Source organism: Chthoniobacter sp., assembly GCF_040003245.1.
In the GTDB taxonomy this organism is placed as follows: Bacteria; Verrucomicrobiota; Verrucomicrobiia; order Chthoniobacterales; family Chthoniobacteraceae; genus Chthoniobacter.
In genome coordinates this window covers 1-9,016 of sequence record NZ_JBDUCX010000265.1, presented here as the reverse complement: position 1 = coordinate 9,016, position 9,016 = coordinate 1, and the positions used below count along the sequence as shown (strand labels likewise).

The window sequence follows — 9,016 nt, the reverse complement described above, 5'->3', positions numbered from 1 at the left end:
TGTCGCCGAGTTCGACGCCCATCGGGTCGTTGGATTTTTCGGCGTGGCCGGTGCGGGAGATGACGGTGATGACCTCGGGAAACTTCATCAGCGCGGCCTCGACGCGCGTCGCCATTTCCGCCGATTGGGCCACGGAGATGCTGGGCAGGCGGGCGACGGAGACGAGCACGGAGCCTTCCTCCAGCGGCGGGAGGAACTCCGTGCCGATGCGTGGCACGAAGGCGAAGGCCCCACCGAGGGCGAGCAAAGCCGCGAGCACGACGAAGACGGGATGCCGCACGCAGGGCTGGAGGAAGAAGAGGTAGGCGCCTTTCAGCCAGCGAATGTGAATGGGGTCCTGCGCGTGGGGCGATTGCCGGAGCAGGAGCGTGCAAAGCATCGGCACGAAGGTGAGCGAAAGAATGAGCGAGCCGAGCAGCGCGAAGGCGATCGTGAAGGCGAGCGGCGCGAACATTTTCCCCTCGAAGCCCTCGAGCGTGAGCAGCGGCAGGAAGACGATGATGATGATGAAAATACCGAACACCACCGGACGGCCGACTTCCTTGGCGGCGTAGAGCACGGTCTCGAGCTTGTTGGCGTGCGCATGTGCTTTGGTCTGGCCGGGCTTTTCCGTGAGGTGACGGTGAATATTTTCCACCATGACGACTGCCCCGTCGGCCATCATGCCGATGCCGATGGCGAGGCCACCGAGGGACATGAGATTCGCGCTGAGCCCGTACCAGCGCATCATGATGAAGGCGAAGAGCGCGGCGAGCGGCAGGACGAGCGTTACGATGAGGGCGCTGCGCACGTCGGCCAGCAGGATGACGAGCATGATGAAGACGAAGACCGCGCCTTCCTGGAGCGCTTTGGTGACGGTGTGGATCGCGGTCTTCACGAGGTCGGTGCGGTCGTAGTAGGGAACGAGCTCCACGCCCGTTGGCAGCGCCTTGGACAGCGCGGGCAGCTTTTCTTTCAAGGCATTGACGACATCGCGGCCGCTCGCGCCCTTGAGCATCTGCACGATCCCGCAGACCACTTCGCCTTTGCCGTCGGCGGTGACGACGCCCTGGCGCAGTTCCGAGCCAATCTTCACCTCCGCGAGATCGCGGACGAAGATAGGCGTGTGTTCGTGCGTGGCGACGATGATGTTGCCGATGTCACTCTCGTCCTTAACGAGGCCGAGTCCCTGCACGATGTATTGCTCCGAGCCGTGCTCGATGAAGTTGCCGTTGGCGTTGGCATTGTTCTTTTGCAGCGCCTCGAAAAGCTGTTGCAGCGAAATGCCGAAGGAGGTGAGCCGGTCGGGATTGACGATGACCTGGAACTGTTTCACCCGCCCGCCGAAGGAACTCACCTCGGCCACGCCCGGCACGGTGCGCAGCAGCGGACGCACGACGTAATCCTGGAGCGTGCGCAGTTCCGTGGCGTCGATCTTCGGGTCTTTGCTGACCAGCGTGTATTGAAAGACTTCGCCCAGTCCGGTGGTGATCGGGCCGAGCTCGACGTCGGTGCCCGGCGGCAGCTCGCCGCGCACGCTCTGCATCCGCTCAAAGACCAACTGCCGCGCGAAGTAGTCGTCCACGCCGTCCTCGAAGACGACGGTGATCATGCTCAGGCCGATCTTCGAGACGGAACGCACCTCGACCATGCGGGGCAGGCCGCCCATCTCGATCTCGATCGGGCGCGTGATGAGCTTCTCGACTTCCAGCGGTGACATGCCGCCGGCGCTCGCCAGGACCTGGACCTGCACGGTGGTCACATCGGGGAAGGCGTCGATGGGAATGCGCTGCCAGGCCATCACGCCAAAGGTGGCGAGCAGCACCGCGCCGATGAATACCAGCATGCGCTGGCGGACGGAGAATTCGAGGATGCGGTTGATCATCTTAGTCAGCCTCCATTTCGCTCTTCAGCATCTCGGATTTCAGGACGAAGCTGCCGTCGGTCACTACCTTCTCGCCGGCCTTCACGCCCTCGATCACCTGCACATGTCCCTGTTGCGCCAGGCCGAGCTTCACGACGCGCTTCTCGAATTTTCCCGGCTCCAATTCGACGAAGACGATCTGGCCGTCTTCGACGCTTTGCAGCGCATGGTCGGAGATGACGAGCACGTCTTTCGTCACCGTGGTGACGATGGCGACGTCGGCAAACATCCCCGGCTTCAATCGTCCGTCGGCGTTGTTTACCTCGATCCGGACCTCCACGGTGCGCGACTGATCCTCGACCTTGTTGCCCAGCCGAACCACTTTGCCGCGAAAGGTTTCCTCGGGATACGCGACCACCGTGAAGCTGGCATCCTGGCCAAGCTTCACCGCCGCGATGTCGCGCTCCTTGATCTCCGCGAGCACCCACAGATCCGTTGGGTCGCTGATGACATAGACCGCGCTGGTCTTGTCCACGAGTTCGCCCACGGCTTGATTGCGCTCCGTCACGACGCCATCGATCGGTGCCTTGAGTTCGAGCGGCTTGCCGATCAGCTCCGGCACTTGCACGAGCGCGAGCACGTCACCGGTTTTCACCGGATCGTTGATGTCCGCGTTGAGCTTCGCGATGCGACCGTCGAGCGTGCTAGCGACTTTGGCGGTCTTGTTCATGTTCGGGCTCACGCGGCCCGCAGCCTTGAGCGTGATGTCGAGGTCGCCCGTCGCAGCCACCTCGGTTTTCAAGTCGACGTGTTCGAGTTGCTCCTTGGTCAGCGTAACGATCTTGTCGTCCTGCTTTTCGGCGGGCGCTTCTTTTTCGGCTGCGTCTTCCTTTTTGCTGCAGCCGGCGAGCGTGAAGGCCGCGACCGCGAGCACGATTGTGCATTTGATGAGAGAGGATTTCATGAGAGAGGGAGTCAGGGTTTCCGGGTGTCGAGCGGGACACCGACGGCCGATTCGAGTTCGGCGTGGCTGGCGGCGATTTTGGCGAGGGCCTCGTAGTAATCGCTGAGCGTGTCGAAATAGGTGCGCTTGGCGTCGAGGTAGATGATGAGGGTGGTCGAGCTTTGCGTGTAGCCCTGCTCGGCTTGGGCGACGAAGGCTCGCAATTGCCGGAGCAGTTCCGGGGTGTAGAGGGCGGCCGCTTCCTTCGCGACTTGCAGACTCGACGCGGCGACCGTGACCTCGCCCGCGATTTCGGCGCGGGTCTTGTCGATTTCCGCCAGCGCCTTTCGCTGCTCGGCTGTCGCCTTTTCGATCTCCCCCTTCTTGTGATCCCACAGCGGCAAAGGGAGGGAAAAGCCGAGGCCGATGGTCTGTTCGGTGTCGGTGTATTCGAGCTGCGGCCCGATTTTCAGATCCGGCTTCCGGCTGAGCCGCGCGGACGAGAGATTCAGCCCAGCGAGGTCGCCTTCGCGAATCTGCGCGCGCAGGCTTGGGTTACGTGCCAGAGCCAGGGCCACGTAATCGCGCGCCGTGCCCGGCGGCGGGAGAGTCTCCAGCGAACCGGTGATTTCCAGCGGCGCGGAGGGATTGCGATCCATGAGCGCATTCAACATCACCCGCGACGCGATGACCTCGCCCCGCGCCTGTTGCAGCGCCTTGGTCGCGGCGATGAGTTCGGCCTGGCTTTTGAGCGTCTCGAAATCCGAAGCGTAACCGCTCTCCGCGCGCTTCCGCGCCGACGCCACGAACACCCGGGCGGACTCGGCCTGCTCCGTGCGCAGTCCGATGACCTGCTGGGCGGCGAGCATCTGGTAGAATGCCTTCCGGACCTTGGCCGCAAGTTGGAAGCGGAAGCCTTCGAGCGCCAGTTGGCGCAGCTCCACGTTGCGCTGCGCGATGGCGATCTCGAGCTGGCGTTTGCCGGGAAACTTAATTGTCTGGTTCAACTCGAAGTAGCCGTGAAAGACGGTTCGACGCTCGCCATCTTCCCGGATGATCCGGGAGCCCGGGGCGAGAATGACATCGGGGTTTTCCCAAGTCCGGGCGGTCGTGACGCCGGCTTTCGCCCCTCCGATTTGCGCTTCAAAGACACGGAGTTCTGGATTCTGGCGCTGAGCTGTGGAGATGGCTTCGCCAAGGCTCATCCGGGATTTTCCGGAAGGGTCGGCCGCGTGTATGGGTGACCAGGCAGCCGCGGTGAGGATGAAAATGAAGATGGATTTTGAGGTCATTCAAAGGAGTGGTGTTGCGGGAATTGCGACCGCGCGAAGACGCGGAACAACGAGGCCACGGCGAAGGCCGTGCAGCGGAGAAAGCCAACGCGGAGAAAATCGCCGCCCCACCAGGGCGCGACGATCCGCGTCAGCCGTTAAGCGAGCTGAGGCGGATAATCGATGCCCTGCGGCACCGTATCCGGCGGGAATTCACCCGGCATCCGCACGGCCGGCAACACCAACCCCAAAGCCGGCAACCGCACCGGCGCGGCAGAGACATTCGAGAAAATCTGATGACACAAGCACTGGCACCCGTCGTCGCTGGTGGACGCCGCGTTCCCATTGCCGGTCTGTTCCTGCTGCTGCTCATGCGCGCAACAGGTGTCCGTCACGGCATGCGCATATCCCGTGAGCACGAGGAGCGACACGATCGCGATGAGCAACGTTGAGCGCAGGAAGTTCAAGAAGGGGCTTCGATAGTGCGGGGCCGCAGCGGCGTCAAGCGGCGGGATTGAAAATGTGCACCAAGTCCCGTCCACGTCGAAGCCCTCAACGGAGGACGTCGTCCCCGCGCTCACAAGCCGTTACCCTTCAGGATCGGCTGACCAATCGCCAAAAGCAAACCGATGGCGACAAAGATGCCGAACGGAACGATCAACGTCAGGAAGACGAATGGCCAATATGGCATATGCTTGCGTGCGCGATTTGCCCAAAGAGACGATCCGAAGAAGGGCGGTCCCACAGTGAGGAAGAACCACAGGATAATATAGGGCGGTTTCAAACGCTCGCAGGCAAAACCCCATGCGATGAAATAGACCGGGAACAGCCAGGTGGGGACGATGTATCGCGCGTACGCTTTTGCGTAAAAAGAAAGCGATTGCGACGGCGGGGAGTTATTCATTGCTGCCTGGCGCCCTCAAGCTCCGCGCCCGGAGGACGGGTCGCCAAAGGTATGGTAAAGCGTTGCGGTTGAGTCGGGACAGACGCTCATGAGCGATGGAAAAAGCGGCGCGCTCCGACAATTGCAGCGAGCAAAACCAGAGCCACAAGGGTACCAACGCCGATGTAAATAGATGTGCCGCCAGACGGAAGCGCAAACAGGATGGAGCCGAAAAACAGCGGAACGATCAAAAGCGCGCAAGCCATGAGGAGAATTAGTGCGAGAATGATCGATCGGGAACGCATGTGTTTTCAGTGGCCGTCGTCAACAATGATGCTGATCATCGGGAAGAGGACGTTTGCGGAGGAGGAAGCCGGACGGAGTCCTTGGAACTCGGCGAAATAGGATGCGGCTCGCTGCTCATCTGACATGACGACGTCGTAGAAATGTGCGGCGCCCTCGTGTGCCTCGACGGAGGATGGATCAACCGCGATGGCGCGTAGGTAACATGCTCCGGCATCATCGAGCGAGTATGGGCACGACGCGGCTGCAAGCTGGATGAGGTCACCCCGCATACACCAGAGCTTCGGGGAATCGGGAAAGGCACGAACGGCATCGTCCGCGAGTGCGATCGCCTCCGGCGTTGTCTCAGACTCGCAGGGCCAACACGCATACAATGCGGAGATGTATTCGCTCTCGTTCACAAGGGTGGGCAGTAACCTAACGACCCGAAGCTCAGCGACACAAGTCGTGATGGCGGAGAGTGTGTCCCAAAAGGACCACATCTCTTCTGCGAATCAACAAAGGATGCGACCGGAGGCCGGGACGGTTGGAGTGTCCGCTGGGGGGGTAGACCCCGGGTGGTCGCTCGCAGACTCGCTCGACCCGGGGCTAATCTCCTGTGGTCCCTTCGGGACCCTATCTCAGAGAGAATGGGCAGGAGTGGATTCGAACCACTGAAGGCGTAAGCCAGCGGATTTACAGTCCGCCCCGTTTCAAGACAATTACAGAGGACATACGTGATTTTTGTGGTGCGAGTGTCAATAAAGTGTCAAAAGTCTCGGATGAAGGCAAATGCCTGGCCGTTAATCAGGAAAAGAAAGAACCCCGGCGGGTCATTCGCTTGGATGGTGGACTGCGGAATGGTGAACGGAAAGCGAACCAGGTATATCTTCGCCTCCAAGCAGGCAGCGGACACCAAAGGCCAGCAACTTCGAGTGCAGCGGGTGAACGAAGGCAAGAGCGCCCTATCCATCAGCGCCCCGGATCGGATCGACGCGGAAGCCGCCCTCGCGATCCTGAAACCACTGGGTAAAACCCTTCGAGAAGCAGCAGAGTTCTTTTCGCTACATGTCGAAATTGTAGATCGCAAGATGCTGATCGAGGAGCTCGTCCGCGAACTCTTGGAAAATAAGAAGCGAGATGGAGCCAGTTATCGATATTTGAAGGATCTCAAAACAAGACTGGGCATCTTTGCAGCGGCCTTTCCGGCACATGAGGTAATCGCATTTTCCTCGGCGCAGCTTGATGACTGGCTGCGCGCCCTTCCAGTCGGCGGCGTCACCCGCAACAACTACCGCCGTTTGCTCGGCGTCCTGTTCAATTACGCGCTCAATCGAGGCTATCGACTGACGAACCCAGTAAAGGCCACCAGCCGGGCCAAAGAAATCGATAAACCGCCGGGCATTTTGCTCGTCGACCAATCGGAGCGTCTTCTGGAATCCGCTACACCGGATATAGTCCCAGCGCTCGCGCTTGGCCTTTTTGCCGGTCTTCGCCCAGAATCTGAAGTGTGGAAACTAGATTGGAGCAGCATTGATTTTGAGAGCCGACTGATCGACGTGGCTGCCGATAGAACGAAAACGGCAAAAAAGAGATTCGTGAAAATCGCAGACAACCTCGTCCAATGGTTGCTTCCCTTCTATCAGAAATCGGGACCGATTTCTCCCGTCGGCGATGCATACTTCACGCGCCTGCAAAAGGCGAGAACTGCTGCTAAAATTCACTCATGGCCCGCTGACTGCCTGCGCCACACTTTCGGTTCAATGCACTACGCTCACCACCAAAACCTAGGTGAGTCTATGGCCGAGATGGGCCACACCAACCCTCAGACATTCTTGAAACACTATCGGGAGCGCGTGAAACCCAAGGACGCCGCCCGATACTGGCAAATCTTGCCCCCCAGCGCACCTGGGAAGGTGGTGCCAATGGTGGCCGCGCCGGGCACCTGAAGCGCGTCGACGCACTGTACCAGCGGCCGCGATTTCACGAATAATGGATACCCGGGTGAGGACGAACCTCAATTCCTTCCTCATTCGTCGAACTGGTCTAATTCTTTCCGAGCATCATCGTCCTCGAATACGTCGTCGCACAAGGATTCTGCCGCCTCATCTACCTGACACTTCAGATTAAAGCGCTCGAACGTGCGCGCCGTGAGAAACTTGCGCAAATAGGCCTTCCATAGGTGGATCAACTCGCTTTTCTTTCGCACCACGATCGCTGACGGCTGCCGCCCACTCATTACGAGCCGTTGCGCATTCTCGACGGCGTTGCGCAATATCCGACTGGCCCTTTCCTTCAACAAGTCAACGGTTGTAAAGGCTAGATCCCTCAATTCATCTTCGTTTTCCTTCCACGATGTTCGGCATTCAGCGCTCAGCAAATTGCGTAGCAGTTCAGGATTCTTGTAGCTGGTCGATAGCCAGTCAGCATACGCTTTTCCATAAAGATTCTTCCACTCATCGGCAGCAGGAACCAGTGATGCCCAGTGGTGTTCGCTCACTCCTCTTAACAGGAAGTCGGCATCTAATCCGACCAAAGTTTTATATAGCGTAGGCGTTCCCGAATAGCCTGGATAGCGATGCGTCGCCTTGTCCTGGATCACTCCATTGTCGCTCATCGCCCGGCTTGGAATTCTGCAGTGGGATAATCTCCGCTTCGTCACCTCTGACAGATCTTTTGCGGCAAGTTCTTCCTCTGTGAAATAGAACTGCGGTTCGAACCGTCGCTTACCCCCGGATAAAAACTCACCAGTCGATTGAACTCCTTCCCATTTTCGCTGCAACTGCTTTTGCACGAGTCCCAAAAAGGCGATACGATCGCCGTAAGCATTCCTCCTGAACGCCTTGATGATGGCGTAGAGAATAGGCTCGAAGCAAAAGACTAGGAATTCCTCCCCTGATTCCACAATTACGTCCGCGATCCTCTTGGCTTTCAGCATCTCCTCACCGTAACGTAGAAGCTGATCGAGCGAAACATTCGGAGGATGCATCGCAAAACACAATGGCACTGAGATGACGGCAGCACTGCCGTCGGTCGCCTCACCGGATCGACGAATCACCTTCAGGCCTACGTTTTCAACCACTTTGTCTGGCAGGGTCATCGCTCGCCGCTGCTCCTTCGAGGGGCGGACACAGTATTCAAACCTGGTGGCACTTGAATGCTGCTTTAGTTGATCCCGGAGCATGCTCTCCAGCTTCGAAGTGGATCCCTTGTAGCGGACGAAGTCTTCCGAAACTGGCGTCTGTGGGATGGGCGTGTAGGTGATAATTGCTCCCTGTATGCCCTCCAGATTTCCCGGAGAGACGGCAACTCCGGGGCGCAGCGTCAAAGTATCGATCGGGAATTTGTCCGAAAATCCAAGTTTGCTTCGACATCGGGACGAAAGCCGAACCAGAAAACCAAACGCGGCGTAAGCGCAATTCTCAGCAAGACGCCTCAGGAGCACACGATTGACGTCCCGCACATCCCACTGCCATTCAAATCGCTCCTCTGCGGTTTTTGGATTCCAGATCTGAACCGATGCTAGAAACGCCAATTGATCCATCGGAAAAAGGCCGATTATCGGAAGGTGAAGGCGAAGCGACACGATCTTCTTCGACAGGCGGCAGAGAAACTCCTCCGAGTCAAAGTGGATCACGGTGCATCTTCTTTCTCCCACAAGGCGCTTTTCGAACCCGGACAGAACCTCGTGTTCCCCTGCCTGGAGGCTGAAGAAGTGCCAGCCTTTCAACAGATCCTTGTGCATACTCGGCGCCTCGGTCTTTCCACCAGCCGGATCACGGTGAAGGCCTCGC

8 protein-coding genes and 1 tRNA gene are annotated in these 9,016 nt (G+C 59.0%); 1 reads left to right on the top strand and 8 read right to left on the bottom strand.

Annotation, left to right across the window (positions count from 1 at the left end; all coding sequences use genetic code 11):
- From ABJF10_RS26200 to ABJF10_RS26170, 7 genes are all read right to left on the bottom strand, one after another.
- Window positions 1-1,864, bottom strand: a 1,864-nt coding sequence (locus ABJF10_RS26200) for an efflux RND transporter permease subunit (RefSeq protein WP_348547578.1), incomplete at its 3' end; no start/stop codon positions are given.
- Window position 1,865: 1 nt separating this feature from the next.
- The gene (locus tag ABJF10_RS26195; RefSeq protein WP_348547577.1) at window positions 1,866-2,807 is read right to left on the bottom strand and encodes an efflux RND transporter periplasmic adaptor subunit; all 942 of its coding nucleotides are present in this window, start codon (window positions 2,805-2,807) and stop codon (window positions 1,866-1,868) included.
- Window positions 2,808-2,818: 11 nt separating this feature from the next.
- A complete protein-coding gene (locus tag ABJF10_RS26190; protein WP_348547576.1) occupies window positions 2,819-4,078 on the bottom strand; it encodes a TolC family protein in 1,260 nt (419 codons plus the stop codon).
- Between the two features lie 137 nt (window positions 4,079-4,215).
- The gene (locus ABJF10_RS26185; RefSeq protein WP_348547575.1) at window positions 4,216-4,524 is read right to left on the bottom strand and encodes a hypothetical protein; all 309 of its coding nucleotides are present in this window, start codon (window positions 4,522-4,524) and stop codon (window positions 4,216-4,218) included.
- Between the two features lie 110 nt (window positions 4,525-4,634).
- On the bottom strand, window positions 4,635-4,961 hold the full coding sequence (locus tag ABJF10_RS26180) for a hypothetical protein (protein ID WP_348547574.1): 327 nt from the start codon (window positions 4,959-4,961) through the stop codon (window positions 4,635-4,637).
- A 290-nt stretch (window positions 4,962-5,251) separates the two neighbouring features.
- Window positions 5,252-5,644 carry a hypothetical protein gene (locus ABJF10_RS26175; protein ID WP_348547573.1) on the bottom strand — a complete coding sequence of 131 codons (393 nt, stop codon included), beginning with the start codon at window positions 5,642-5,644 and terminating at the stop codon, window positions 5,252-5,254.
- A gap of 229 nt (window positions 5,645-5,873) precedes the next feature.
- Window positions 5,874-5,951, bottom strand: a tRNA-Tyr gene (locus tag ABJF10_RS26170).
- A gap of 53 nt (window positions 5,952-6,004) precedes the next feature.
- On the opposite strand from ABJF10_RS26170, the gene ABJF10_RS26165 reads away from it, so the two are divergent.
- Complete coding sequence (locus ABJF10_RS26165; RefSeq protein ID WP_348547572.1) at window positions 6,005-7,171, top strand: tyrosine-type recombinase/integrase; 1,167 nt, start codon at window positions 6,005-6,007, stop codon at window positions 7,169-7,171.
- Window positions 7,172-7,251: 80 nt separating this feature from the next.
- Here the strand turns inward: ABJF10_RS26165 and ABJF10_RS26160 are convergent.
- Window positions 7,252-9,016, bottom strand: a 1,765-nt coding sequence (locus ABJF10_RS26160; protein WP_348547571.1) for a hypothetical protein, incomplete at its 5' end; no start/stop codon positions are given.

Bases quoted from the DNA above. Each gene is read 5' to 3' on its own strand.
- ABJF10_RS26195 (WP_348547577.1), bottom strand. From the start codon at position 2,807: ATGAAATCCTCTCTCATCAAATGCACAATCGTGCTCGCGGTCGCGGCC.
- ABJF10_RS26190 (WP_348547576.1), bottom strand. From the start codon at position 4,078: ATGACCTCAAAATCCATCTTCATTTTCATCCTCACCGCGGCTGCCTGG.
- ABJF10_RS26180 (WP_348547574.1), bottom strand. From the start codon at position 4,961: ATGAATAACTCCCCGCCGTCGCAATCGCTTTCTTTTTACGCAAAAGCG.
- ABJF10_RS26165 (WP_348547572.1), top strand. From the start codon at position 6,005: ATGAAGGCAAATGCCTGGCCGTTAATCAGGAAAAGAAAGAACCCCGGC.